Consider the following 23,383-nt stretch of genomic DNA (forward strand, 5'->3'; position numbering starts at 1 on the left):
ATGATGCCAGCCGCTCGCGTTTCTGCCGTAACGTTTTATCCGCCGCCACCGAGAGGGCGGAGTCTCACCCATCAATTCACCCATTAATTCATCGATCGACACATCGATCGACACATCGAAAGACGGAGAAATCCATGAGCTTCCGCAAGATCATCCCCGCCCTTCCCGCCGTCCCGGCCGTGCCCGCCCGTCGGGGCGTTCCCGCCCAGCACTGCGGCCACGTCACCACGCGCCCGGCGCCGGGCAGGGGCGGCGTCATCGTCTCGCGTCCCGCCCGCCGGGCGATCGGCGGCTGACGCCCGCTCAACTTCCGGAGGCGGGCCCCGGTGTGGGGCCGGGGCCCGCCGCCCGCTTCCGTACCCACAGGCCAGGAGAGGCGAGGAGAGGCAGCGGATGGCTGCGCACGACGACCAGGCGACGGTACGACTGCGGACCGTCCGCCCTCTGCCGGAATTCCCCGCACCCGAAGCATCCGAATTCACCGAGGGAAAAGAAAACAAATACCTCACCCCGCCCACCGGAATATCAAAAGGCGCATCCGCCCGCCAGGCGTTCCGCCGTTTCTGGCCGCTGACCAAGGGCGACCGGCGCCGGCTGGTGCTGATCTGCGTCTGTGTCGTGGTCGCCGCCCTCGCGGAGACCGGCGCCATTCTCCTGTTCGGTGAATTGACCGACCATGCCCTGCAGAAAGGGTCGCTCGGCGCGTTCTGGGGCCCGGCCGCGAAGTGGCTGGGCGTGGCGGCCTTCGGGGCCGCCGTCGGCTACCTGGGCAACTCCACGGCCGTATGGGTGGCGGAGCGGTTCGTCATGCGGCTGCGGGCCCGGGTCTTCGGGCATGTCCAGGACCTGCCGCCGCACTTCTTCCAGCGGCACCGGCAGGGCGATCTGGTCGCCCGCCTCACCGGGGACGTCGAGGCCATCGAGCAGATGGTCGTCTCCGGGGTGGTCCACACCGTGTCGGCGGTCTTCAGCACGGCCTTCTTCTTCACCGCCGCGCTCGTCCTGCGCTGGGACCTGGCCCTGGCGGCCTTTGTCCTGGCGCCGCTGTTCTGGCTGGCCGCCCGGCAGTTCGCCGCGCGGATCAAGGCCGCGGCGCGGCAGGAGCGGGTCGCCGACGGGGCGATCACCTCGGTCGTCGAGGAGTCGCTGGGCAACGTCGTACTGACCCAGGCGTACAACCGGCGGCGGGCCGAGGAGCAGCGGCTGCACACGGAGGCCCGCGCCTGGATGCGCGCGTCGGTGCGCGGCGCCCGGCTGAGCGAGATGTACACGCAGCTCGTCGAGATCATCGAGACGGTGTGTGTGCTGGCCGTCATCGGGCTCGGCGCCTGGGAGATCTCCCGGGGCCGGATGACGCTCGGGCAGCTGCTGGCCTTCGCCGCCTTCCTCGGCTACCTCTATCCGCCGGTCCGCTCACTGGGCCAGCTCGGGCTGACCGTCACCGCGGCCACCGCGGGCGCCGAGCGGCTGCTGGAGATCCTCGCCGCCCGGCCCGCCGTCACCGACCCTCCCCGGCCCCGGGTGCCCGAAAGGGTCGGCGGCGTCATCGACTTCGCGCATGTCTGGTTCCGCTATCCCGGCGCGGGCCCGGCGGAAGCGGGCCGGGAGGAAAGCGCCCCGTACGCCCTCCGCGACCTCTCCTTCACCGCCCGGCCGGGGGAACTGGTCCTCGTCACCGGCCCCAGCGGAGCCGGCAAATCGACGGTGTCCAGGCTCCTGCCCCGCTTCTACGACCCGACCGCCGGCCATGTCCGCCTCGACGGCACCCGCCTCGACGCGCTCCCTCTGGCATTCCTGCGCGACCACATCACCCTGCTGCCGCAGCAGACCCTGATCCTGCACGGCACCATCCGGGAGAACATCGCCTGCGGCCGCCCCGGCGCCACCGACGACGCGCTCGTACGGGCCGCCCGCGACGCCGCCGCCCACGACTTCATCGCCGCCCTCCCCCACGGCTACGACACCCATATCTCCCCCGGCACCGCCCAGTTGTCCGGCGGCCAGCTCCAGCGCATCGCCATCGCCCGCGCGCTCCTGCGCAACGCCCCGGTACTCGTCCTGGACGAGCCGACCGCCGGCCTCGACGCGCTCTCCGCCCGCCGGGTCATCGGCCCGCTGCGCCGTCTGATGTCGGGCCGCACCACCCTCCTGATCACCCACGATCTGCATCTGGCCCCGGACGCCGACCGCATCCTCGTCCTCGAAGAGGGCCGGCTGACGGAATCCGGCCGCCATGCGGAACTGCTCGCCCGTGGCGGTACGTACGCCCGCTTGAACGGCCACGCGGACGCGCCCTGCCCGGCGACCCGCTCATGAGAACATCCCGCCGCCGTGCCCCTGGCGGACGGTGTCGGCAGTCGTTCGCAGTGCCGGCAGTAGTCGCAGCACTCACAGCACTCGGGGAATCACTTCCGGAGCGGTATCACCCCGTCAGAGAATGGAAGGCGCACTCACCGGAGCCCGAGTAGACGAGGAGTGGAGCGGTTGTTGGACGAGATGGTGTTCCGGAGTGAGGACGTGCCCCCGCCGGACCGCTTCGACTACTGGGCCGCGCTTCTGCGCCGTACCCATGCGCCCATGGAGCTGCACAGCGAGTGCGCCGACGACTTCCGGGCCACCCAGCGCGTGCTGGACCTCGGTGCCGTCACCGTCTGGTCCGCCACGTTCCAGCCGCAGATGTTCCGGCGCACGCCGAAGCTGATCCGGCAGTCCGATCCCGAGACGTACAGTCTGTCGTTCGGCGTACGCGGGACCGGGGCAGGCGTGTGGAAGCACCGGGAGACCCAGTACAAGGCACACGACCTGTTCATCACCTCCACCTCGCTGCCGAGCGAGATCCACAGCACCGGGGTCACGACGTTGGCGGTGGAGGTTCCCAAGTCTCTGCTGCCGCTGCCTTATGACGTGGCCAGCCGGATCGTCGGGGCGCCGGTGACGGCGCATGAAGGGATGGGGGCACTCCTGGCGCAATTCCTCACCCAACTGACCGCGGACACGACCCCGTACCAGCCCTCCGACAGGCCCCGGCTGGGCATGGTCCTGACCGATCTGGTCGCCGCGCTCTTCGCCCACATACTCGAAACCGACGACTCCCTCCCCTCGGAAACCCACCAACGCACCCTCACCCTGCAGATCAAGGCATTCATCCGGGAGCACCTGCACGACCCGCACCTCACCCCGGCCACGATCGCCGCCGCGCACCACATCTCCACCAGCTATCTGCACCGCCTCTTCCGGGACGAAGACGCCACGGTCGCCGCGTGGATCCGCCGCCTGCGCCTGGAGGCCGCCCGCCGCGACCTCACCGACCCGGTGCTCCACGCCACCCCCGTCCACGCCATCGCCACCCGCTGGGGCTTCCCCCGCGCAACCGACTTCAGCCGCGCCTACCGCACCGTCTACGGCACCACCCCCACCGACCACCGGCACCGGGCGCTCCACGGCCACGAGTGAACGCATTGCCAAGGCAGGTGTGCACTCAGTGCTCATGACCCGACCGCCGCGTTCCGGCATCCTGGAGGAAGCCCGCCGATGCGCAACGGGAGAGCGCATCGGCGGGCCCTGTCACGTCACCGCACGTGGGGAGAACCGGCGTCAATGAAGGGCAACTTACGGACGACCCTGATGTCGGGGCTCGCCGCCACCGTGCTGCTCGGCCTCGCGGGATCCGTGACGGCTGCCCCACAGCCGCAGGACCGGCTCGGCAGGGTGATGTGGCACCCCGGGGACCGCGCCGTGCACGTCGAGGACATACAGGGAGACGGCTACACCTTCGAGGCCTGGCTGCACGGCCACGGACCCACCGCGCACACCGCGCACACCGCCGGAAGAGTAGGCCTTTAAGTCGGCTGCGCCCCCTCAACTCCCCTGCCTACTCTGGGCCGTATGCCCACACCCGACACCTCCACCCCACACACCCCGCCGCTCCCGTACACCCCCGCCTACCCGATACGTACCGAGCGCCTGGAACTGCGCCCGGTCCGCGCCGCCGACTTCGACGCGATGTACGCCTACCGAAGCCTCCCCGAGGTCTGCCGCTATCTCTACACGGGCCCTTATGAGGAGGACGAGCTCCGCGCCGACCTCGCCACCAAGGCGACCCGCACCACCCTGCGCGAGAGCGGCGACATCCTGAACCTGGCCGTCATCGTCCAGGAGACCGGCCAACTGGTCGGCGACGTCACCTTCGTCCTGACACGCGCCGAGCACCGCCAGGGCCGCATCGGCTATGTCTTCCACCCCGGCCACGGTGGCCACGGCTATGCCACCGAGGCGAGCCGCGCCCTGCTGAAGCTGGGTTTCGACGACCTCCACCTGCACCGCATCCAGGCCGAGTTGGACGGCCGGAACGCGGCCTCGGCCCGCCTGCTGGAACGGCTGGGCATGCGCCGCGAGGGCCATCTCCGGGAGAACGAATTCCTCGACGGTGAATGGACCGACGAGGTCATCTACGCGATGCTCGCGAGCGAGTGGCGCCGGTTGACGGCCCCCGGGGAAAATTGATCGCCCTTGTACGGTCACACTTCTCCGCCGCCATCCGTCAGGGCAGTGACAGCAACGTAAAGCCCGAAGGAGACGGCAATGGCAGCACGTTCGATCACTGCAGAGGTCCCGGCGGGTCCGCGGATGGCCCAGGACCCTCAGGAGCTCGTTCCCGAGCTGGCGGAGGTGTCCGCGGCACTGTTCAAGGCCACCGGCAACCGCTCGGTACCGCGGACCACGATCAGCCTGCTCCAGCTACGGGCCGGCCAGATCGTCAACAACACCTACCTGACCGTTCTGCACACGGGGTTCCTGCGGAAGGCCGGGGAGTCGGAAGAACGCATCACCGCGGTGGCGTCCTGGCAGGACGCGCCGTACTTCACCCCCGCCGAACGTGCGGCACTGGCGCTGGTGGAGGCCGTGCTCCAGCCGTCCGCCCACGGCGAGCGGGTTTCCGACGAGCTGTACGCCGAGGCGGCCGAGCACTACGACCCCAAGGCGCTTGCCACGCTGATGCTCGCGATCGGGCAGGTCAACTTCTTCATCGCCGTGGCCCTCATCGCCAAGCCGGTTCCCGGCCGGGCGTTCACGGATCCGTGGAACTGAGACCGCCTCGGTAAGGCCTCGCCGGTCGATGTAAGGCTCTACGGCTGCCGTCGACCGGCGGCCGTAGAGGCCCGCGCCGTGGATGGCTTTCTAGACCCAGAGCGAGGACGGAGTGACGAGCCGGGCACGCTCGTAGAGTTCCCGTGCGGCGTGATTCTTGAGGTGCGGGTGGACGAGCTTGAACATTGTTTGCATGCGCCGATCCACCCTTCCGCTCTGCAGCAGGGGATACTCCTCCAGTGCCTCCTGCCATGTCGCACAAGCCGCTTCCAGGTGTCCGACCTCAAGTTGGAATTCGGCGAGTGTGGCCCTTTCCTTCACCCGGGACCGACGGTAAATGTCGTAACACAACCTGTCCGATTCCCGCATGGCCTCAACGGCTCCAGGCACATCTCCCAGTTCGTGACGCACGTGACTGACGTGGTAATGCAGGGCTGAGGGATCGTAGGACCCGAAGGCTTTCGTTCGCGCCTCCGCCTTTTCCATGGAGATTTCGGCCTCTTTGAGATACGACAGCGCTTTGCGGCGGTCTCCCGTTTGTGCCGCGGCGTGTGCCTGCTGACCTGCAAGGAAGGCGCGCATACGCGGACCCGCTTGCGGAGAGGCGGCGGCAGCAGCGTCGGCCAGTCGCAAGGCCTCTCGGCTGTGCCCGAGATCAACTGCCTGCACACTCATGCCGCGAAGTGTCGTGCAATAGGTGAGGTGATCCTCAGAAGCCCCTGCCAGTTCCAATGCCTTCAGGTAATATTTCTGCCCCAGGCCCTGCACCCCTTCGTCCACCGCCATGTAACCGGTCAGATAGCACAGGTCGGAGGCTGCGGACATCATTGCTCTGCGCACCGTTTCTTGTGCATCAGCCCGTAGGTACGGGGCCACCGTGTTCACGAGAAATGCCGCAGCCATGGGGCGGGCATGACGTCCGCCGAACTGATCGTCAATTTCCGAGAGGCGCTCGGTCATGGCGATGACCGTGTCCACCTCGGACATGCCGATGCGCTGAGTCCGGCCGGTCTGGACGGCTTCCAATTTCCCCACCACGTCCGGCCAATCGGGCACGGTCAGCGCAACGGAGAAGAGGCTTATACCGAGGACGCTACGGCGTGAGGGGTCCATGTCCCCCCGGCCGAGATCAATCAGCCCTTCGACCGTACTCGGAGCGGTGCCCACGCTCTTGGCGGACGTCGGGAACCCGGCCTCGGCGTGCGTGACCGGACGTCCCAGCTGCCGCGCCAGCGCCTCCAAGATCAGCGGTCTGACCGTCTCCTTGGGCAGGTGACCCTGACGCCACTGGTGGGCCGACGGCTCGCGGTACTTGAGTGGAGTTCCTTGTTCGGCGCCGACGCGGTTCACGGCCTGGACGAACTGTCGCAGCGTCCAGCCGGTCTCCCGGTAGAGGCGTTCAAGGTGCCGGTTCGGTTCCCGAGTGCCCACTAGCTCTCAACTCCCCGGTGTGCACGAGCGCTTAAAGCTTTTAAAAGCCGCTGCTGCCGCAACGGTACCGCCGGCGGTAGCGGAGCGGTTGCCTAGAGCGAGGGCAGGTCCTCCTCTCGTGAGAGCCGCTGCGAGGTCGGCGAGACGACGAGAGGACCCCCGCGACGCGCTGCATGCGTCCGGGGGCGTGGCCATCAACTAACAAGGAGTTGACGACATGACTCACGCTACAGCTCGGCTCTTAATCCTGCTGCTGCAGCTGATGTTTCCGGGGCGGGGCCGCCACCGATCGGCCGGCGCACTGCCCGTTGCGCAGCGCGAGGGCACGGCGGCAACACCGGTGTCTTCCCGCCCGCCCGTCCGGCCGTCTGAGCTGCTGCGGGGCGAGGACTCGTACCTGATCCGTCCGTACGTCCTCACCCCGGAGGAACGGCAGGAACGACGGGCCCAACGCGGTCGGCGACGGGCTCTGTGGCTGGCCGTGCACGGGTACGACGCCGGGCCGCGCTGGATTCACGGTGTGGAGGTGGCGGGCTGATGGACCGCCCCTGTCACCCCGTTCACCTGGGGGAACCCGCGTCGGATCCCCGGCCGGTCGCCGGGTGCGACGTGTGCGGGGCGCTGGACGAGCAGCGCGCGAGGGCGTATGCCACAGGGGACAAGTCGAAGGCGAGCGACTGCAACGTCGAGATGCGCCGCCATTCCCACCGGAAGGCACGGTGAGCACGTGTCGTATCAGGATCCGCTCACCGCGCTGCATTCCTTCCTCGCCGACGCCGACCATCATGACTGCCCCGGATGCACGCTGCTGAAGGAGCAACTGAGCGAAGTCCTCCAAACGCAGAGCAACCTCGCTCTGTGGGACCTTCTCGGGAACATGACGACGCCCGAGGAATGACGCTCAAGGAATGACGCTCAAGGAATGACGCCCAGGGAATGACGCCCAAGGAACACGGGCAACCGAACGGCACACCGCCGCGCCAGTGGACCGGGCGGGGCCGCCATGCGCCGAACGCGACGACCCCGGCTCTCCCGCGGGAGCCGGGGTCGTCCGCACGCGCACACCAGTGGGTGGCCCTCAGGTCTCCGACCGGTACATCAGATCCGTCTCATGCGTGAGGAACCCCAGCCGCTCGTACACGCTCACCGCCGCCACATTGTCCGCGTCCACGTACAGCATCGCCGTCGGCAGGCCCTGGGCCGCCAGGTGGCGCAGGCCGATCGCGGTGAGGGCCTTGCCCAGTCCGCCGCCCTGGGCGCCCGGGCGGACGCCGAGGACGTAGACCTCGCCGAGGCCCTCCTCGGCGTGCACCTTGGTCCAGTGGAAGCCGACCAGCCGGCCTTCCTTCTCGGCGAGGAAGAAGCCCTTGGGGTCGAACCACGGCTCGGCCTTGCGGGCGTCGAGGTCGAGCTGGGTGAGGGAGCCCTGTTCGGGGTGGTGGGCGAAGGCGGCGGCGTTGGCCTCCAGCCAGGCCACGTCGTCGGTGCCGGGCTGGAAGGTGCGCAGGGAGACGCCCTCCGGGAGCGTCGGCTCCGGCAGTGCCAGGTCGGCCAGCGAGCGGCGCATCTGGCGGAGCTCGCGGAACATCGTCAGGCCGAGGGTCTGGGCGAGGTGGCGGGCGGCGGGGTGGCCGCCATGTGCCCAGACCCGCAGCCGGCGGCCGGACTGGGCCAGCAGCTCGGTGCCCAGCGCCCGGCCGTGGCCGCGGCCGCGGTGGCCCGGGTGCACGACCAGCTCGGCGGCCGGCGCCTCCACCGGGTCGGTGTCCTCCAGCTGCCCGTAACCGACCAGCTTCTCCTCGTCCTCCACCAGCGCATGGACGAGCACATGCCGGACCCCCGCGCGCTGTCCGCCGCGCAGCTGCAGCCGCCCCTGTTCGGACACCGCCGGCTGCCCGTCCGTCCGCGCGGCCTGTTCGATCAGCTCCAGTACGGCCGCGGCCGCATCCGGGGTCAGCTCCTCGACCACCTGGACTTTGCGGCCGGGCCGGCCCATCTCCTGTGCAGCGTCAGTCATGCCTGAAGCGTACGACTCCCCCGGGGGCGGGGGCCGGGTGCTGGGGCGTGAGGAAACGCACCGGGGTGATCTCCCGGAAGTGGAGGACGATGTCGAACCATTCGGCGAGCGACCCGCCGGAGAGGCAGTAGGCGGCGTTGTCGGCCGGGTCGTAGGCAGGACCGATCAGCCGTGTGCGGGCCGGGGCGGCGAGCCAGCGCCGTACGGACTCCGGGGCGTCCGCGCGCAGATCCAGCAGGTAGGCGTCGGGGCCGGCGCCCGCCAGGACCGTGTCGGCGAACCCGGACGGCGGGGCGGGGACGGGGTAGGGGGCATTGCCGTGGTGGAAGGTCAGGGCGACGGAGGCATAGCCGTCCCCGAAGTGTTCCCGCAGATGGCTGCCCACGTTCCGGTGAGCGGCGGGCGGCGTCGTGGGATAGGTCGTCCGGGCGCTGCCGCTGACGGTGTGTCCGAGGCCGCCCCAGTACACGATCTTGTCCCCGGTTCGCTCGTGCCAGCGGGTCACGTCCTGCGCCATGGCGCGCTCCAGCGCGGTGCGGTTCTGCGGCGGATACGGTGACGCCGCCACGAAGCGCACCGGGTCGTCGGGGTGTGCGCTGTTGTATGTGCGGAGCCATCGCACGGCGTCGGCGACCTCCTCCAGCCGCAGGAAGGGCCGCGCGTCGGCCAGCAGGTCGCGTGGATCGCCCTCGCCGGTACGCACGTACGCGCCCAGCCCGAGCCGCTCGGGGTCGTCGCCCTCCAGCACCACCGCGCGGAACCCCAGATGCTCGACCAGCAACCGCAGAATCCGGTGCGAGAGGGCGGCCAGCTCGTGGGCCTGGCGTGTCGCGGACCCGACGGCCACGACCTCGGCATCGCGTACGGCGTCGAGCAGGGGCAGCAGATCGGTCGGCGGGGCGCCGGGGTCCGTGGTGTTGAGGGGATGCGCGCATCGCGCGATCCATTGGTGAATCTCCGTCTTGGTCATGACACCGCAGACTCATCCATCAACCGTGGTTGAGGTCAAGGAAGGGTTGTGGTCAAGGGATTCGACCGCCCGTAACCCCCTCCCCCCCTGTTGCGCTACGCGCGTCGACCGTAGGCTGCCCTCCGCTCAGACCACCCAGGAGGGGAACCCATGCCATCCACACCTCAACCGCGCCGACTGGCAAGACGCTTGACGGCCGGGGCCGCCGTACTGGCCGCCGCCGTCGGGGTCACCGCGACGGCCCTGCCCGCCGGGGCCGAGAGCGCGCCGCCGCGGACCGACCGGACGGTCGACGTACAGCTCCTCTCCTTCAACGACTTCCACGGCAACCTCGAGCCGCCGCAGGGCTCTTCCGGCACGGTCGAGGAGATACAGCCGGACGGCAGCAAGAAGAAGATCCCGGCCGGTGGTGTGGAGTACCTCGCCCAGTCGCTGCGCACGGCGCGCAAGGGTCACCCGTACTCCATCACCGCCGCGGCCGGCGACCTGGTCGGCGCCAGCCCGCTGCTCTCCGGGCTCTTCCACGACGAGCCGACCGTCGAGGCCATGAACAAGCTGGGCCTGGACGTCACCTCCGTCGGCAACCATGAATTCGACGAGGGCAGGAAGGAGCTGACCCGGCTTCAGAAGGGTGGCTGTCATCCGAAGGACGGCTGTTATGAGGACGGGAAGAAGTTCCGGGGCGCCGACTTCCCCTACCTCACGGCCAATGTCACGGACGAGAAGACCGGGAAGCCGCTGCTCAAGCCGTACTCCGTCTGGCAGCGCAAGGGCGTGAAGATCGGCTTCATCGGGGTGACGCTCGAAGGCACTCCGGACGTCGTCAGCGCCGACGGCGTCAAGGGCCTGAAGTTCCACGACGAGGTCGAGACGATCAACAAGTACGCCAAGGTGCTGAACAAGCAGGGCGTCAAGGCGATCGTCGCGCTGATCCACGAAGGCGGGCTGCCCGCGTCCACCTCGTACAACTACAACTGCGACAGCCCGGGGCCGGGCGACGGCATCTCCGGTCCGATCACCGATATCGCCAAGCACCTCACCCCGAAGGTCGACGCCCTGGTGACGGGCCACACCCACCAGGCCTACACCTGCACCATCCCGGACCCGTCGGGCAGGCCCCGCACGGTGACGTCCGCGGCCTCCTTCGGCAAGCTCTACACGGATACCACCCTCACCTACGACCGGCGCACCCACGACATCGTGCGGACCAGCGTCAAGGCGCCGGGCACGGCCAACCACGTCGTGAACCGCGAACAGCCCAAGGCCGCGGACATGACCTCCCTGATCGCCCGCTGGAACAAGCTCGCCGCGCCGGTCGCCAACCGCCCCGTCGGCCATATCTCCGCCGATATCGCCGGCCGCGGCGCCAACGCCCCCGAATCGCCCCTCGGCGACGTCATTACCGACGCCCAGCTCGAGGCCACCAAGGCCGCCGACAAGGGCGGCGCCGAGCTCGCGCTGATGAACCCCGGCGGCATCCGCTCCGACCTCGCCTACAAGGCGTCCGGCGGGGAGGGCGACGGGGTCGTCACCTACGGCGAGGCCTTCACCGTCCAGCCGTTCACCAACATGATGAACGTCATCGACCTGACCGGCGCCCAGCTCCTGACCGCCCTCCAGCAGCAGGTCAGCGGCCCGAACGCGGCCGACCCCAAGATCCTCCAGGTCTCCAAGGGTCTGACCTACACCCTGGACATGACGAAATCCGGCGCCGACCGCATCGTCAAGGACTCGGTCAAGCTGAACGGCGCCGCCATCGACCCGGCCAAGACCTACCGCGTCGCGATGAACGAGTTCCTGGCGGGTGGCGGCGACGGCTTCCCCGTCCTCAAGGAGGGCAAGAACAAGTACGTCGGCGCGTCCGACCTGGACGCCCTCACCGCCTACCTCACCGCCCACTCCTCGGCATCCGGCCCGCTGGACCCGCCGAAGGCGGACCGGATCACGATCGTGAAGTAGGCCGCAGGTCTGCTCGCCGTCCGAGTCCGGGCAATGACGACGCCCCCTGTCCGGCCCGTGCGGCCGTACAGGGGGCGTGTCGTTGCGTGGCGGGGCGCTCAGCCGCCGTACGGGTTCCCCTGCTGCGGGTAGCCGGGCTGCTGCGGCTGGCCGGGGGCCTGGGGGTAGCCGTAGCCGGGCTGGCCGGGCTGGGGCTGTCCGGGCTGCGGGTAACCCGGCTGCGGGGCCTGGCGGGGGTCCTGCGGCTGGTAGCCGGGCTGGGCCTGCGGCGCGCCCTGCGGCTGCTGCGGCGGGGCCTGCTGGTAGCCGGGCTGCTGCTGCGGGGCGGCCTGCTGGTAGCCCGGCTGCGGGGCCTGCTGCGGGTAGCCGGGCTGCGGGGCGCCCTGCGGCGGCTGCTGGGGCGCGTACCCCTGCTGCGGAACGGCCTGCTGCGGCGCGCCCATCGGCTGCTGCCCCGGCGCCATACCGGGCTGCCCCGGGAACTGCTGCGGCGCACCGCCGACCGTGGCCAGCACCTGCTCCAGCTCGGTGCGCCAGAGCCGGTGGACGTTCAGCCGGACCGGCGCCGCCTCGCCCGGGAGGGCCAGCTTGACCGAGCTCCACAGCGGGTTCAGGTTCACGTCGGTGAAGGCGCCCTGAGCCTGGTCACGCGGGATCACATGGGTGATCTCCTGCGGGCGCTGGTTGAGCCGGTGCATCCGGTGCAGCACGATCGCCTGGTTGGTGACGGTGACGAAGTAGTACTTGACCAGCATCTGTCCGACGAAGCCCAGCGCCGCCATCAGCCACGGGGTGGGACCCGTGATCGACACGAACGTCGCCAGCGCCTGGTCCCCAGGATTCTGCTGGGCTATCGCCGCCGAGACCTGTTCCTTCATCGTGCTCTTGCGCATTGCCATAGCGGCTGTTCCCCAATTCCGTGACAGTGGACCGCCCAGCGTATCCACAAGACCTGTGGCCCCCATGGTGGCGTTGGGCACCGGCCCCCCGCCGCCTCCCGGGAAACCCGGCACATACTCTCCGCAAACGGCCTCAACCCGCGCCGAACCATCGCTCCGCCAGCGCCTCCAGCGTCGGCTGCGGCGGGGCGGGCAGCTCCCGCAGGTACCAGGGGAGGTCGGCGTAGACATGCAGCAGGGTGTGGGCGAGGAGTTCGCGGGCGTCGAAGCTGTGGCCGTATGCGCGCAGGACGCGGGCCAGGAGGCGGGGGTCGCCGCGGGAGACGAAGAGGCCGACGGCGACGAAGTCGTAGGCGCGGTGGCCGATCATGGCGGGTTCGAAGTCGAGGAGGCCGGTCAGCCGCCAGTCGTCCGAAGCGTCGATGAGCAGGTGCTCGCGCATGAACTCGGTGTGGAGCAGCACCCCGGTCCCCCCGGCCCCGTCGGCGGGCAGGGGTACGGAGTTGAGGAAACCGGGGATCTGCTCCAGCCAGGGCTCGGGCAGGCCGCGGTCGCGCTGGCGGTCCACGGCCGAGGCGCGCTGGGTGTCGAGGAAGGCGTTCCAGTCGCCGGGACCCAGGACATCGGCGAGCGGGGCCGGGTCCAGGGCGTGCAGTGCGGCGAGCGTCTCGCCGGCCTCGGTGGCGATACGGTCCTGCTCGGCGCGGGGGATACGGGGCCAGGTGACGGCCAGGTCGCTGCCGCGCAGCCGGGACATCAGGACGTAGCGCCAGCCGTTCCCGCACTCGCCGGCGTCGTGGACGTACGGGGTGGGGACGGGGAGGCGGCCCTGGAGATGGGCGAGGACCCGGGCCTCGGCGAGGCCGTCGGCGGCGCTCGCGGCCGGGAAGAGTTTGAGGACGTAGCGGTCGCCCACGGAATAGACCGGCTGGGAGCCGGCGGGATAGCGGGTCAGGGTGGCATTCCGCAGTCCGAGCCGGTCGCAGAGGGCGGCGGCGCCCGGCCGCATCACCGTTTCGTCGGGGACCACCGCGTCCCACTCGTCGTCCGTGTCCACGCTAGGCAGCAGAGGCAGCATGCGCGGACGGTAGGGCGGGAGGGGCGGGCGCATCAAAGGGTTTTCGGGCGGCCGTCAGGGGCGGTACGGCCCCAAGCGGCCGAGTGCCAGGGGGACATGGCCCTCCGCCGCACGGTGGAGGCGATGCCGCCGGTGGGACGACGCCCAGGGCCCGCCCGAGTTCGTAGCGTGCAGGCATGACTCCTGCGAGAAGTGCCACCGCGGTGCGCATCGGCCGGCCACCGCTCCGACGGCGCACGGAATTCTGGGCGTACGCCGCCTTCGGCTGGCTGACGGCGTCCTTCGTCTGGCATGTGGGGATGGGGGTCGACTACCGGTCGTCCATGGGGGACGGCAAGGGCGCTCCGGCCTGGGTGTTCCTCGCGTACGACGGGCTGGTCGCCGTCATGTCCGCGGTCGGCGCCGCGCTCGCCCTGGCGACGGTACGGCCATGGGGCGGGCGCCTCCCGGTGTGGCTGGTGCGGCTGCCGCTGTGGTGCGGGGCGGTGCTCCTGGTCGTACGGGGAGTGCCGGGACTCGTCGAGAACATCACGACGGCCACCGGGCTCACCCCGTACGGCCTGCTGGGGCTGGCGCACGAGCCGGTCGATCGCGCGTCCGGGGAATTCTGGACGTCGATGGCGATCAATACGTACTTCTTCGTGGGGGCGGTGGTGCTGCTGCCGCTCGTCGTGCTGCACGGGCGGCAGCGCCGTCACCCCGGTCAGGAGAAGTCGGCTGCGTGATCCCGGGCCCACTCGGCGAACGTCCGGGCCGGGCGGCCGGTGACCCGCTCGACGGCGTCCGAGACGGCCGGCGCGGTGCCGACCGTCCCGCCGAACATCCGGACCAGCTCCAGCGCGGCCTCCTTGGGGAAGTGCGGCCCGGACATCGCCTCGGCCGCCGCCTCCTCGGTGATCTGCTCGACCCGGGTCTCGCGCCCCACGGCCCCGCCGATCGCGGCGACCCGCTGGGCGACGGTCAGCACCTCCGGACCGGTGACGGTATAGATCTGGCCCTGATGCGCGCCGCTGCGGTCGAGCAGCGCGACGGCGGCGACCTCCGCGAGGTCGGCCTCATGGACGGGGACGCCCTGGGCACCCGGGTGCGCATCGCGGACCACACCGGACTCGCGGATCGACGCGGACCAGGCGAGCGCATTCGTGGCGTAGTCGCCACCGCGGACAAAGGTCCACTCCAGGCCGGAGTCGCGCACCGCGCGCTCCAGGGCCGCGTGCATCCGGGCGATGAAGTTCGTCTCGTCGGCGGGCGTACCGGTCACCGCTATCGAGGAGTTGAGGACGACACGGCGGACGCCGGCCTTCACCGCGGCGTCCAGCACCGCGCCGGCCGCCTCCTGGCCGCCCGCGGCGAGATTGAGGAACAGGGCGTCGGCGCCGGCCAGCAGCGGTTCGAGGCCCGCCGCGTCGGTGAGGTCCGCGCGGACCGTCTCGGCCTCGGGCGGCAGTCCGGCGCGGGCCGGGTCGCGAGTCAGCGCACGGACGGCCACGCCGTCCTCGAGCAGCCGGCCGACAAGTCGGCGGCCGATGTTGCCGGTTGCTCCGGTTACGACGATCATGGAAACCCCTTTGTCGCCAAGCGGTGGTCGTCAGCGCAACGCCTGGACGGCGTCACTTGTTCCTGTCGTACGGCGCCGGTTCGGACCACCTCAACGGCGTGACAAATTTGCGCCAAGCCCGCGGAGCAACTTTCGCGTACGTCACATACTGCCGGTAGGAGTTGCGGACAAGGGTTCCGCTCGTGGTGAGATGTTCGGATGCGAACCCCCACACGCATACCTTCACCCTCGCCCTCGCCTTCCCCGTCGCCCTCGCCCGGCGACACCCGTGAGATGGAAAAGATCAACCCTTACGCGGACCTCGCCGCCCTCGCCGACCCCGAGCCGGAACCGGAGCCGGAGCCCCAGCCGGAATTCGGGCCGATTCGCCGCACCTACCTCAACGAACGTGACGACAGCGACGATCCCCTGGGGCTCGGACTGCGTTCGGACGACGAGGACGAGCAGTGGACGCCGCCGAACCACCGCCGCAGAAAGCGCGGAATCAGCCGCTTCGCCGCCGTCCCGATCACCGTGAAGCTGCTGGTGGCCGCGGTCGTGTGCACGGCGTTCCTGGCCCTCTTCGACCGGTTCGCGGTGCTCTACGCGCAGAACAAGACCCAGGAGAAGCTGAAGGACGCACTGCATCTGACGGCCGCTCCGGAAGTCGAGATCCAGGGCTTCCCCTTCCTCACCCAGGTCCTGGACAAGCACCTCGACCGCGTGGACGTCACCATTCCCGACCTGGCCGCCGACCGGGTCTCGCTGGCGAAGTTCACGGCGACCGCGGACGACATCCGGATCGACGGCGATCTGCCCACCTCCATCAAGGGCGCCACGATCGGCCGTATGCACGGCAGCGTGCTGCTCGCCTTCGACGACATGAACCGCGAACTGGGCGCCTCGCAGGTGAAGTTCAGCGAGATGGGGCGCGACACGGTCCGGGCCGACGGGCAGCTGCCGATCGCCGGCCACCGCCTGCGCGTGCGGGCCGAGGCGCGGATCCGGCGGGCCGGAGACCGGGGGATCTCCACCGACATCAGCCGGATGCGCCTCGACATCGGCGATGTCGCCGTCTACCGCCCGGGCACCGGCAAGGAGGAGGGCCTCCGGCTGACCCGCAAGGCCGCCACCCAGCTCAGCCGCGAGGCCGCCAAGGCCAAGGCGATGCTGGGCATTCCAGCGATCGCACAGCGCATCGGCATTCCCCAGGCGTATATCGACCTGGCGCTGCACGACGAGGAAAAGCTGCACGAGCTGACCGGTTCGCCGCGCTTCATCGAGAAGCTGATGAAGGTCAATCTGGTGGATGTGGTGGTGGACCACCCCTGGCTGCTGGAGAAGGTCGGCATCGACCCGAAGATTCTCGGCACCCTGACCGGACTGACCAAGCCCCAGCTCGCCGACCAGCTCTCGCTGTCCTTCCAACTGCCCAAGACACCCGGCGACATCCGGCTGCGCAACATCTCCGTCGAGGAGGACGGGATCCGCGCCGATCTGGCGGGGGCGAACCTGCCGTTCGGGGATGCGGCCAAGAAGGGCCGGAGGTAGCGGACCCGGCTACCGGGGCATCTCCGGCGGCGGCGTCGCCGCGCCGGGCAGGGTCAGCACCGCCTCCGTACCGCCGAGGTCGGCGGACCGCAGCCGTACCGCACCGCCGGCCTGCTCCGCCGTACGCGCCACGATCGACAGGCCCAGCCCGCTGCCGGGGAGGCTGCGTGCGGACGGGGAGCGCCAGAACCGTTCGAAGACATGTGGGAGTTCGTCCTGGGGGATCCCGGGGCCGTGGTCCCGTACGGTCAGTTCACCGCCGGCCAGCCGGACCTCGACGGAGCCGCCGGGCGGGCTGAACTTCACCGCGTTGTCGAGGAGGTTGACCACCGCCCGCTCCAGTCCGGCGGGCTCGGCCCGTACGTACCAGGGGTCGAGGTCCGCGGTGATGCTCAGGGACGGGCCGCGCAGCCGGGCGCGCTCCAGCGCCGAGCCGACGATGTCGTGCAGGGCGACGACCTCGACGGCGGCCGGGCCGCGCTCCGGCCGGGACAGCTCCTGGAGGTCGCCGATCAGCGCCGCCAGCTCTCCCATCTGCGCCTTCACCGACACCAGCAGCGCCTCCTTGTCGGCGGCCGGGATCGGGCGGCCGGACTGCTCGCTGCGCACCAGCAGATCGATGTTGGTGCGGAGCGACGTCAGCGGCGTCCGCAGCTCATGGCCCGCGTCCGCGATCAGCTGCTGCTGGAGGTCGCGGGAGGCGGCCAGTGCGGCGGTCATGGAGTTGAAGGAGCGCGACAGACGCGCGATCTCGTCCTCGCCGTCCACCGGGATGCGGGTGGTCAGGTCCTCGGTACGGGCGATGTGCTCGACGGCGTCGGTGAGCCGGTCGACGGGTTCCAGTCCGGCGCGGGCGACCCAGAGTCCGGCGGTCGCGGCGCCGAGCACCCCGACTCCGGCGACGAGCAGGAGGACCAGGGCGAGCTGGTTGAGGGGCTGGGTGACCTGGTCCATGGGGGTGGCGATGGAGATGGCCAGCCGGTTGCCGTCGGTGTCCTGGGCGCTCCTGTCGTAGACCCGCATCTCGGTGCCGTTCTCGGCCCGGACGGTGCGCACACTGCTGGTCGGCTGCCGCTCGGCCACCAGTACGTCCGCCCGCTGGACCGGGATCCTGGGCTTGTCCGGGTCGTGGCAGACCGCGCCGGTCGCCGTGATCAGCCGGATGGTGTACGGCGTGGGGGCGTAGGACTGGGGCTGACCCTGGCAGTACGCGTAGAGCTTCGCGACATTCGCCTCGTCCGTGACCGAGCTGAGGGTGTCGTCCAGCTGCCCCGTGAGCCGGTCCCGGGTGATCACCCAGCACGCCGCGGCCGAGACGGCCACCGCCACCGCCACCGCCAGCCCCACCAGCATCGCCAGCCGCGACCGCAGCGGCAGCCGGCTGTACCAGCGCGTCATTCCGCGCCGCCCTCCGCCCGCAGGACATAGCCGACCCCGCGCACCGTGTGCACCAGCCGCGGCTCCCCGCCCGCCTCCGTCTTGCGGCGCAGGTACATCACATACACATCGAGCGAGTTGGAGGTGGGCTCGAAGTCGAAGCCCCAGACGGCCTTGAGGATCTGCTCGCGGGTGAGGACCTGCCGCGGATGCGCCAGGAACATCTCCAGCAGGGTGAATTCGGTACGGGTCAGCTCGACCGGGCGGCCGCCCCGGGTCACCTCACGCGTCGCCAGGTCCATCCGCAGATCGGCGAAGGCCAGTGTCTCGCCCTCGTCGGGCCGCGCACCGGCCGCCGTCGCGTACGAGCTGCGCCGCAGCAGCGCGCGGATCCGGGCCAGCAGCTCGTCCAGCTCGAACGGCTTGACCAGGTAGTCGTCGGCCCCGGCGTCCAGGCCGGTGACCCGGTCGCCGACGGTGTCGCGCGCGGTCAGCATCAGGATCGGTACGGTCACCCCGCTCGCCCGCAGCCGCCGGGCGGCGGTCAGCCCGTCCATCCGGGGCATCAGCACATCCAGCACGATCAGTTCGGGGCCGTAGGCGGCGACCTTCTCCACCGCTTCCAGACCGTCGGCCGCCAGCTCCGTCGTATAGCCCTCGAAGGCCAGCGAGCGCTGCAGCGCCTCGCGGACGGCCGGCTCGTCGTCGACGATCAGGATGCGGGCGGGCTGATCACCGTGCTCGGCGGGGCTCATGTGCGTGGTTACCTCGGGTGGAAGGGGGTACCTCCCATGCCCTTAAGGCACGGGGGAGGAACGGACGGCTGTCTCCAGCCTTGCACGGGGTGACCCCGGAGAGCCGTCAGACTCCGGTGTTGCTGCCGCCGCTCCCGCCGTCCCGCAGCGAGTCGAGGTCGGCCTTGACGGTGTTGACCGGTATGGCGAATCCGAGACCGACACTGCCCGCCGCGCCGCCCGACGCGCTGCTCGAGGCCGAACTCGGCGAGTACATCGCGGAGTTGATGCCGATGATCTGCCCCTGCAGATTGATCAGGGCGCCACCGGAGTTGCCCGGATTGAGCGAGGCGTCGGTCTGGATGGCCTTGTACGAGGTCTTCGACGAGCCGGTGTCGCCGTTGTACTCGTTGCCGCCGAACTCGAACGGCCAGCCGCCCCGCGGGTCCTGGCGGCCCTGGCTCTCCTCCTTGGGGACGGTCACATCCCGGTTGAGCGCGGAGACGATACCGCTGGTCACGGACCCGGTGAGCCCTTCCGGGGACCCGATCGCCACGACCGGGTCACCGACCGCGATCCTGTCGGAGTCACCGAGCGAGGCGGCGGTCAGGCCCTTGGCCCCGCGCACCTTGATCAGCGCCAGGTCCTTGTCGGGGTCGGTGCCGACGACCTTGGCGGTCTTCCGGCTGCCGTCGCTGAAGGTGACGCTCACCGTGTCCGCACCGGACAGCACATGGTTGTTGGTGACGATCTCACCGTCGCCGGTGATCACGACACCGGACCCGGTGGACACCCCGGTCGCGGTCCGCGCCTTGATCTCCACGATCGCCGGGCTGACCGCCTTGGCCACTGCCGAGACCCCGCTGCCGCTCTTCTGGCCCGCGTTGACGAGTGGCGTGGCGGCGCCGCTCTGGTTCTGCCGGGCGGTCGCACCGGCGATCAGCGCCGCGCTGCCGCCCCCGATGAGGCCGGAGACGAGCGCCACCGCCGCGATCAGCGCGACCGGCCGGCGCACCTTCCGCCGCGGCTCTGCGGGCACGGGGCCGGGCGCGGGTCCGGGCGCGTACGGGGGCGGCGGCGGAACCGCCCGTCCGAAGCCGGTGCCGTGCTCGGTGCCGTTTTCGCTGCCGTTTTCGCTGCCGTATGCGTACGGCCGGTCCTGTGGCATCTCATCGCCGCTTCGGCGGTAGCTGTCGGTCATGATGAATACTCTGCGCCCGGTCCATGAGAACCGTCTGAGAACGCCCTGAGAGTCCCAGCAGAAGTGGGTATGCCCGGTTTGACGTCTCCCCCGGCCTGAAGGTCGGGGGTTCCTGCCACGGTCGTGTGACCGTCTCGGTGTGTTCCTGCTTCACCGCGCTGTGCCGGGACTTTCGTCCCGGTCTTACCTGCGCTCCGCGAGGCGTTTAGCCTGTCCGCCCGTCCGGCGGCCAGGGTGTTCTGAGCAGCGTTGTCGTCACGGTCGTGGACGGTCCCGCACTCCCTGCACGTCCATTCCCGCACGTGCAAGGGCTTCGGGCCGTCCTTGACGCCGCATGTGGAGCAGACCTGGGAGGTCGGCTCGAAGCGTCCGATCTTCCCGAAGTACCGGCCGTGCTTGACCGCCTTGTACGCCAGCATGCCGACGAACGCCGACCATCCGGCATCGTGCACCGACTTGGCCAGCCGGGTACGGACGAGCCCGGACACCGCGAGGTCTTCCACATACACCGCTTGGTTGTCGCGAATGATCTGTGTGGAGGCCTTGTGATGCCAGTCCCGACGCCGATCGGCCACCCGGGCGTGCTGCCGCGCGACCTTGATACGAGCCTTGGCCCGGTTCTTCGATCCTTTCGCCTTACGGGATAACTCCCGCTGCAACCGCTTGAGCTTCTTCTCGGCGCGGCGCAGGAACTTCGGAGAGTGGATGCGGGTGCCGTCGGAGAGGACGGCGAAGGTGGACAGGCCCAGGTCGATGCCGACTTCGGTGTCCAGGGCGGGCAGGATGTCGGGTTCGGTGTCCACCACGAAGCTCAGGAAATACCGGCCACAGGAGTCCTGTGTGACGGTCAGAGACGTGGGCGCCGCCGGCAGCGGCCGGGACCACTTGACCTTGATGCCGCCGGCCTTGGCCACGAACACCGTGCCGTCGTCCCGTACGGAGAACGCGTTGGTAGTCAGGCGGATGGACTGGCGGGTGTCCTTCTTCGACTTGTATCGGGGCGGCGCGACCTTTGGTCCCCTGCGCTTGCCCTTGAGGGAGTCGAAGAAGTTCTTGTAGCCGGCATCCAGGTCCCGCAAGGACTGTTGCAGGACGACCGCCGACACCTCGGCGAGCCAGGCACGTTCCTCCGTCCGCTTGGCCTGGGTGATACGGAGCCGGGATAAGTCCGCCGACTTCACATACGGCAGCCCGGCCGCGTGCGCTTCCCTGCGGTCGCGCAGGCAGTCGTTCCACACCACACGAGCGCACCCGAACGCACGCGCCAGCGCACGACGCTGGGAGGCGTCCGGGTAAGCCCGGTAGGAGTAGCGCAGCTGCATGGCCAACAAGCTATCCGAGGCCACTGACAACGCTCCCGACCAGAACGAACGCTCACGCAACAGTGCAGGTCAGAGCAGTCTGAGAAGCATTTATCCCCGGCGTGAACGCCGGGGCCTTCTGCAAGAACCCCGGTAAGGAACCCGGCGGTCCGGTCAGGCGTCGCAGCCGCAGGACCGCCGTACGACCAGCCGCGACGGGAACTGCCGCAGCCGCTCACGGCGGGAGCCGACGATCCGCAGGCCGTCGTCCAGGACGAGGTCCACCGCCGCCCGCGCCATCGCCTGGCGGTCCGAGGCGACGGTGGTCAGCGGGGGATCGGTCAGCCCGGCTTCCTTCACGTCGTCGAAGCCCGCGACGGCCAGCCCGCCCGGCACATCGATCCGCAGCTCCCGGGCGGCCCGCAGCACGCCGATCGCCTGGTCGTCGGTGGCGCACATGATCGCCGGCGGCCGCTGCGGGCTTGCCAGCAGCTTCAGGGCGACCTGGTAGGCGTCGTAGCGGTTGTACGCCGCCTGGAAATAGCGGCCCTCCGGCGACTTCCCGGACTCCAGCATGGCCCGCCGCCAGCCCTCGACGTGGTCGGTGACCGGGTCGCCGGACTTCGGGGTCTCCTCCGTAGCGCCGAGGAAGGCGACGTACGGATGGCCGTGCTCGAGCAGATGCCGGGTCGCCAGCTGCGCGCCCCAGATGTCGTCCGTCATCACGGCCACGTCGTCGATGGCATCCGGGCGCCGGTGCAGCAGCACCACCCGGGCGTCCCAGGCGTCGATCTCGGCGGCGGCGTGCTCGCTCGGGCCCTGGCTGATCAGGATCAGCCCGGACACCCGCATCCCGAGGAACGCGCGAAGGTAGTGCACCTCGCGCTCGTCGAGATAGTTGGCGTTCCCGACCAGCACCATCTTTCCGCGCTCGGCGGCAGCCTGCTCCACGGCATGGGCCATCTCCGCGAAGAACGGCTGCCGGGTGTCCGGCACGATCAGGCCTATGAGGTCGGTGCGGCGGGACGCCATCGCCTGCGCGACCCGGTCCGGCCGGTAGCCGAGCTCCTTGATCGCGGCGAGTACCCGCTCGCGCGTGGCCGGGGCGACCGGCCTTGGTCCGTTGTTGATGACGTAACTGACGACGGCGGTGGACGTACCCGCCAGTCTTGCCACATCATCCCGCGTCACCTTGGCCACGCGCGGCAGTCTACGCGGGTGGTCCTACCGGGAGGCAGGCCCGCGGGTCACGGTTTCGGCAGGTGCCGCGGCGGCCTTCCCGGAGCCGCCGCCGTCCCGCGGCGTCCCCCGGTCGTCCGAGGCCGCCTTCGCGGCGCCGTCGGCGGCCTTCGCCCGGTCCTCCGCCGCCCGCTCCGCCTTCTCCGGCGTCACAAAGCGGTAGCCGACGTTACGGACCGTACCGATCAGCGACTCGTGCTCGGGGCCGAGCTTCGCGCGCAGCCGCCGTACATGCACATCGACCGTCCGCGTACCGCCGAAGTAGTCATAGCCCCACACCTCCTGCAGGAGCTGGGCGCGGGTGAAGACCCGGCCCGGGTGCTGCGCCAGATACTTCAGCAGCTCGAACTCCTTGAAGGTCAGATCCAGTATCCGGCCCTTGAGCTTGGCGCTGTAGGTGGCCTCGTCGACCGAGAGATCGCCGTTGCGGATCTCCATGGGGCCGTCGTCGGTGGTGATCTGCTGGCGGCCCATCGCCAGCCGGAGGCGCGCCTCCACCTCGGCGGGGCCCGCCGTGTCCAGCAGGACGTCGTCGATGCCCCAGTCGGCGGTGACGGCGGCCAGTCCGCCCTCGGTCACCACCAGCACCAGCGGGCAGCCGGGTCCGGTGGACCGCAGCAGCTGGCACAGGGACCGGACATGCGGAAGATCGCGGCGGCCGTCGATCAGTATGACGTCGGCGCCGGGGGTGTCGATCAGGGCCGGGCCCTCGGCGGGGGCCACCCGCACGCTGTGCAGCAGCAGGCCGAGCGCCGGGAGCACCTCGGTCGACGGCTGGAGTGCATTGGTCAGCAGCAGAAGCGAACTCACTTCCGACCACCTACCCGGTTTTCGGCGTGCTTCACCCTGTGCGGCTGCTCACGGTCCTGCCTGCTTCGCTTGCCCATGACGTCTGGTTCCTCCTCGGTCCCTGCGACGGGGGCACCACCCGGCCGGGGCCGGGGGAGTCTGCGGCACTGCTTCGTACGGATGCTCTCGGTTCACCAGTCGCGCGGCTCGTG

At 70.2% G+C, this 23,383-nt stretch carries 23 protein-coding genes; 11 read left to right on the top strand and 12 right to left on the bottom strand.

The window, feature by feature from the left end:
• Positions 1 to 134 precede the first annotated feature (134 nt).
• From ADL29_RS43340 to ADL29_RS05185, 6 genes are all read left to right on the top strand, one after another.
• Positions 135 to 296, top strand: coding sequence for a hypothetical protein (locus ADL29_RS43340; RefSeq protein WP_157878393.1), 162 nt, complete (start codon positions 135 to 137; stop codon positions 294 to 296).
• Between the two features lie 97 nt (positions 297 to 393).
• Positions 394 to 2,316, top strand: a complete 1,923-nt coding sequence (locus tag ADL29_RS05165) for an ABC transporter ATP-binding protein (protein WP_078970750.1) — start codon at positions 394 to 396, stop codon at positions 2,314 to 2,316.
• Between the two features lie 168 nt (positions 2,317 to 2,484).
• Positions 2,485 to 3,453 carry a helix-turn-helix domain-containing protein gene (locus ADL29_RS05170; RefSeq protein ID WP_053922543.1) on the top strand — a complete coding sequence of 323 codons (969 nt, stop codon included), beginning with the start codon at positions 2,485 to 2,487 and terminating at the stop codon, positions 3,451 to 3,453.
• 144 nt (positions 3,454 to 3,597) lie between these two features.
• Positions 3,598 to 3,843 (top strand): hypothetical protein, encoded by a 246-nt coding sequence (locus ADL29_RS05175; RefSeq protein ID WP_157878394.1) that lies wholly within the window; start codon positions 3,598 to 3,600, stop codon positions 3,841 to 3,843.
• Positions 3,844 to 3,885: 42 nt separating this feature from the next.
• Positions 3,886 to 4,503, top strand: coding sequence for a GNAT family N-acetyltransferase (locus tag ADL29_RS05180; protein ID WP_053922545.1), 618 nt, complete (start codon positions 3,886 to 3,888; stop codon positions 4,501 to 4,503).
• A gap of 78 nt (positions 4,504 to 4,581) precedes the next feature.
• Entirely contained in the window at positions 4,582 to 5,088 is a 507-nt protein-coding gene (locus ADL29_RS05185; protein ID WP_053922546.1) for a carboxymuconolactone decarboxylase family protein, read from the top strand.
• Positions 5,089 to 5,178: 90 nt separating this feature from the next.
• Here ADL29_RS05185 and ADL29_RS05190 read toward each other — a convergent pair whose 3' ends face one another.
• Positions 5,179 to 6,519: an NsdA family TPR-like regulatory protein gene (locus tag ADL29_RS05190; RefSeq protein ID WP_053922547.1), complete on the bottom strand. Its 1,341-nt coding sequence runs from the start codon at positions 6,517 to 6,519 to the stop codon at positions 5,179 to 5,181.
• 217 nt (positions 6,520 to 6,736) lie between these two features.
• On the opposite strand from ADL29_RS05190, the gene ADL29_RS05195 reads away from it, so the two are divergent.
• Positions 6,737 to 7,057, top strand: a complete 321-nt coding sequence (locus ADL29_RS05195; protein WP_053922548.1) for a hypothetical protein — start codon at positions 6,737 to 6,739, stop codon at positions 7,055 to 7,057.
• 189 nt (positions 7,058 to 7,246) lie between these two features.
• Positions 7,247 to 7,417 (top strand): hypothetical protein, encoded by a 171-nt coding sequence (locus tag ADL29_RS43345; RefSeq protein ID WP_157878395.1) that lies wholly within the window; start codon positions 7,247 to 7,249, stop codon positions 7,415 to 7,417.
• 180 nt (positions 7,418 to 7,597) lie between these two features.
• Here the strand turns inward: ADL29_RS43345 and mshD are convergent, their stop codons facing one another.
• Complete coding sequence (gene mshD, locus ADL29_RS05200; protein ID WP_425424204.1) at positions 7,598 to 8,515, bottom strand: mycothiol synthase; 918 nt, start codon at positions 8,513 to 8,515, stop codon at positions 7,598 to 7,600.
• A 13-nt stretch (positions 8,516 to 8,528) separates the two neighbouring features.
• On the bottom strand, positions 8,529 to 9,506 hold the full coding sequence (locus tag ADL29_RS05205; RefSeq protein WP_063788392.1) for an erythromycin esterase family protein: 978 nt from the start codon (positions 9,504 to 9,506) through the stop codon (positions 8,529 to 8,531).
• A gap of 150 nt (positions 9,507 to 9,656) precedes the next feature.
• Here ADL29_RS05205 and ADL29_RS05210 point away from each other — a divergent pair, with 150 nt between their 5' ends.
• Positions 9,657 to 11,465, top strand: a complete 1,809-nt coding sequence (locus ADL29_RS05210; RefSeq protein ID WP_078970752.1) for a bifunctional metallophosphatase/5'-nucleotidase — start codon at positions 9,657 to 9,659, stop codon at positions 11,463 to 11,465.
• 98 nt (positions 11,466 to 11,563) lie between these two features.
• Here ADL29_RS05210 and ADL29_RS05215 read toward each other — a convergent pair whose 3' ends face one another.
• Together ADL29_RS05215 and ADL29_RS05220 are read right to left on the bottom strand one after the other, a co-directional pair.
• Entirely contained in the window at positions 11,564 to 12,364 is an 801-nt protein-coding gene (locus ADL29_RS05215; RefSeq protein ID WP_053922551.1) for a hypothetical protein, read from the bottom strand.
• A gap of 133 nt (positions 12,365 to 12,497) precedes the next feature.
• Positions 12,498 to 13,442, bottom strand: a complete 945-nt coding sequence (locus tag ADL29_RS05220) for an aminoglycoside phosphotransferase family protein (protein WP_245689144.1) — start codon at positions 13,440 to 13,442, stop codon at positions 12,498 to 12,500.
• A gap of 176 nt (positions 13,443 to 13,618) precedes the next feature.
• Between ADL29_RS05220 and ADL29_RS05225 the strand changes: the two genes are divergently transcribed.
• The gene (locus tag ADL29_RS05225; protein ID WP_078970754.1) at positions 13,619 to 14,167 is read left to right on the top strand and encodes a DUF3995 domain-containing protein; all 549 of its coding nucleotides are present in this window, start codon (positions 13,619 to 13,621) and stop codon (positions 14,165 to 14,167) included.
• Here the strand turns inward: ADL29_RS05225 and ADL29_RS05230 are convergent.
• Positions 14,146 to 15,000 carry an NAD(P)H-binding protein gene (locus ADL29_RS05230; RefSeq protein ID WP_053922553.1) on the bottom strand — a complete coding sequence of 285 codons (855 nt, stop codon included), beginning with the start codon at positions 14,998 to 15,000 and terminating at the stop codon, positions 14,146 to 14,148. The genes ADL29_RS05225 and ADL29_RS05230 overlap by 22 nt on opposite strands.
• 198 nt (positions 15,001 to 15,198) lie before the next feature.
• On the opposite strand from ADL29_RS05230, the gene ADL29_RS05235 reads away from it, so the two are divergent.
• Positions 15,199 to 16,530 carry an LmeA family phospholipid-binding protein gene (locus ADL29_RS05235; RefSeq protein WP_053922554.1) on the top strand — a complete coding sequence of 444 codons (1,332 nt, stop codon included), beginning with the start codon at positions 15,199 to 15,201 and terminating at the stop codon, positions 16,528 to 16,530.
• A gap of 9 nt (positions 16,531 to 16,539) precedes the next feature.
• Here ADL29_RS05235 and ADL29_RS05240 read toward each other — a convergent pair whose 3' ends face one another.
• The 6 genes from ADL29_RS05240 to ADL29_RS05265 form a co-directional block, all read right to left on the bottom strand.
• Positions 16,540 to 17,928 (bottom strand): sensor histidine kinase, encoded by a 1,389-nt coding sequence (locus tag ADL29_RS05240; protein WP_053922555.1) that lies wholly within the window; start codon positions 17,926 to 17,928, stop codon positions 16,540 to 16,542.
• Positions 17,925 to 18,662 carry a response regulator transcription factor gene (locus ADL29_RS05245; RefSeq protein WP_053922556.1) on the bottom strand — a complete coding sequence of 246 codons (738 nt, stop codon included), beginning with the start codon at positions 18,660 to 18,662 and terminating at the stop codon, positions 17,925 to 17,927. The genes ADL29_RS05240 and ADL29_RS05245 overlap by 4 nt, the downstream gene beginning before the upstream one ends.
• 106 nt (positions 18,663 to 18,768) lie before the next feature.
• On the bottom strand, positions 18,769 to 19,842 hold the full coding sequence (locus ADL29_RS05250) for a S1C family serine protease (RefSeq protein WP_053922557.1): 1,074 nt from the start codon (positions 19,840 to 19,842) through the stop codon (positions 18,769 to 18,771).
• The gene (locus ADL29_RS05255; RefSeq protein WP_107094893.1) at positions 19,839 to 21,164 is read right to left on the bottom strand and encodes an RNA-guided endonuclease InsQ/TnpB family protein; all 1,326 of its coding nucleotides are present in this window, start codon (positions 21,162 to 21,164) and stop codon (positions 19,839 to 19,841) included. Before ADL29_RS05255 ends, ADL29_RS05250 begins: the two co-directional genes overlap by 4 nt.
• A gap of 153 nt (positions 21,165 to 21,317) precedes the next feature.
• Positions 21,318 to 22,343, bottom strand: coding sequence for a LacI family DNA-binding transcriptional regulator (locus tag ADL29_RS05260; protein WP_053922558.1), 1,026 nt, complete (start codon positions 22,341 to 22,343; stop codon positions 21,318 to 21,320).
• Between the two features lie 24 nt (positions 22,344 to 22,367).
• Entirely contained in the window at positions 22,368 to 23,192 is an 825-nt protein-coding gene (locus tag ADL29_RS05265; RefSeq protein WP_053922559.1) for a response regulator transcription factor, read from the bottom strand.
• Between the last annotated feature and the right edge of the window lie 191 nt (positions 23,193 to 23,383).

Source organism: Streptomyces chattanoogensis, from assembly GCF_001294335.1.
Classification (GTDB): domain Bacteria; phylum Actinomycetota; class Actinomycetes; order Streptomycetales; family Streptomycetaceae; genus Streptomyces; species Streptomyces chattanoogensis.

What these genes read in the sequence shown, in the direction of transcription:
- ADL29_RS43340 (WP_157878393.1), top strand. Translation starts at nt 135, where the DNA reads ATGAGCTTCCGCAAGATCATCCCCGCCCTTCCCGCCGTCCCGGCCGTG.
- ADL29_RS05220 (WP_245689144.1), bottom strand. Translation starts at nt 13,442, where the DNA reads ATGCTGCCTCTGCTGCCTAGCGTGGACACGGACGACGAGTGGGACGCG.
- ADL29_RS05185 (WP_053922546.1), top strand. Translation starts at nt 4,582, where the DNA reads ATGGCAGCACGTTCGATCACTGCAGAGGTCCCGGCGGGTCCGCGGATG.
- ADL29_RS05235 (WP_053922554.1), top strand. Translation starts at nt 15,199, where the DNA reads ATGCGAACCCCCACACGCATACCTTCACCCTCGCCCTCGCCTTCCCCG.
- ADL29_RS05225 (WP_078970754.1), top strand. Translation starts at nt 13,619, where the DNA reads ATGACTCCTGCGAGAAGTGCCACCGCGGTGCGCATCGGCCGGCCACCG.
- ADL29_RS05175 (WP_157878394.1), top strand. Translation starts at nt 3,598, where the DNA reads ATGAAGGGCAACTTACGGACGACCCTGATGTCGGGGCTCGCCGCCACC.
- mshD (WP_425424204.1), bottom strand. Translation starts at nt 8,515, where the DNA reads ATGGGCCGGCCCGGCCGCAAAGTCCAGGTGGTCGAGGAGCTGACCCCG.
- ADL29_RS05180 (WP_053922545.1), top strand. Translation starts at nt 3,886, where the DNA reads ATGCCCACACCCGACACCTCCACCCCACACACCCCGCCGCTCCCGTAC.
- ADL29_RS05195 (WP_053922548.1), top strand. Translation starts at nt 6,737, where the DNA reads ATGACTCACGCTACAGCTCGGCTCTTAATCCTGCTGCTGCAGCTGATG.
- ADL29_RS05230 (WP_053922553.1), bottom strand. Translation starts at nt 15,000, where the DNA reads ATGATCGTCGTAACCGGAGCAACCGGCAACATCGGCCGCCGACTTGTC.
- ADL29_RS05210 (WP_078970752.1), top strand. Translation starts at nt 9,657, where the DNA reads ATGCCATCCACACCTCAACCGCGCCGACTGGCAAGACGCTTGACGGCC.
- ADL29_RS05250 (WP_053922557.1), bottom strand. Translation starts at nt 19,842, where the DNA reads ATGACCGACAGCTACCGCCGAAGCGGCGATGAGATGCCACAGGACCGG.
- ADL29_RS05205 (WP_063788392.1), bottom strand. Translation starts at nt 9,506, where the DNA reads ATGACCAAGACGGAGATTCACCAATGGATCGCGCGATGCGCGCATCCC.
- ADL29_RS05255 (WP_107094893.1), bottom strand. Translation starts at nt 21,164, where the DNA reads ATGCAGCTGCGCTACTCCTACCGGGCTTACCCGGACGCCTCCCAGCGT.
- ADL29_RS05215 (WP_053922551.1), bottom strand. Translation starts at nt 12,364, where the DNA reads ATGGCAATGCGCAAGAGCACGATGAAGGAACAGGTCTCGGCGGCGATA.
- ADL29_RS05240 (WP_053922555.1), bottom strand. Translation starts at nt 17,928, where the DNA reads ATGACGCGCTGGTACAGCCGGCTGCCGCTGCGGTCGCGGCTGGCGATG.
- ADL29_RS05165 (WP_078970750.1), top strand. Translation starts at nt 394, where the DNA reads ATGGCTGCGCACGACGACCAGGCGACGGTACGACTGCGGACCGTCCGC.
- ADL29_RS05245 (WP_053922556.1), bottom strand. Translation starts at nt 18,662, where the DNA reads ATGAGCCCCGCCGAGCACGGTGATCAGCCCGCCCGCATCCTGATCGTC.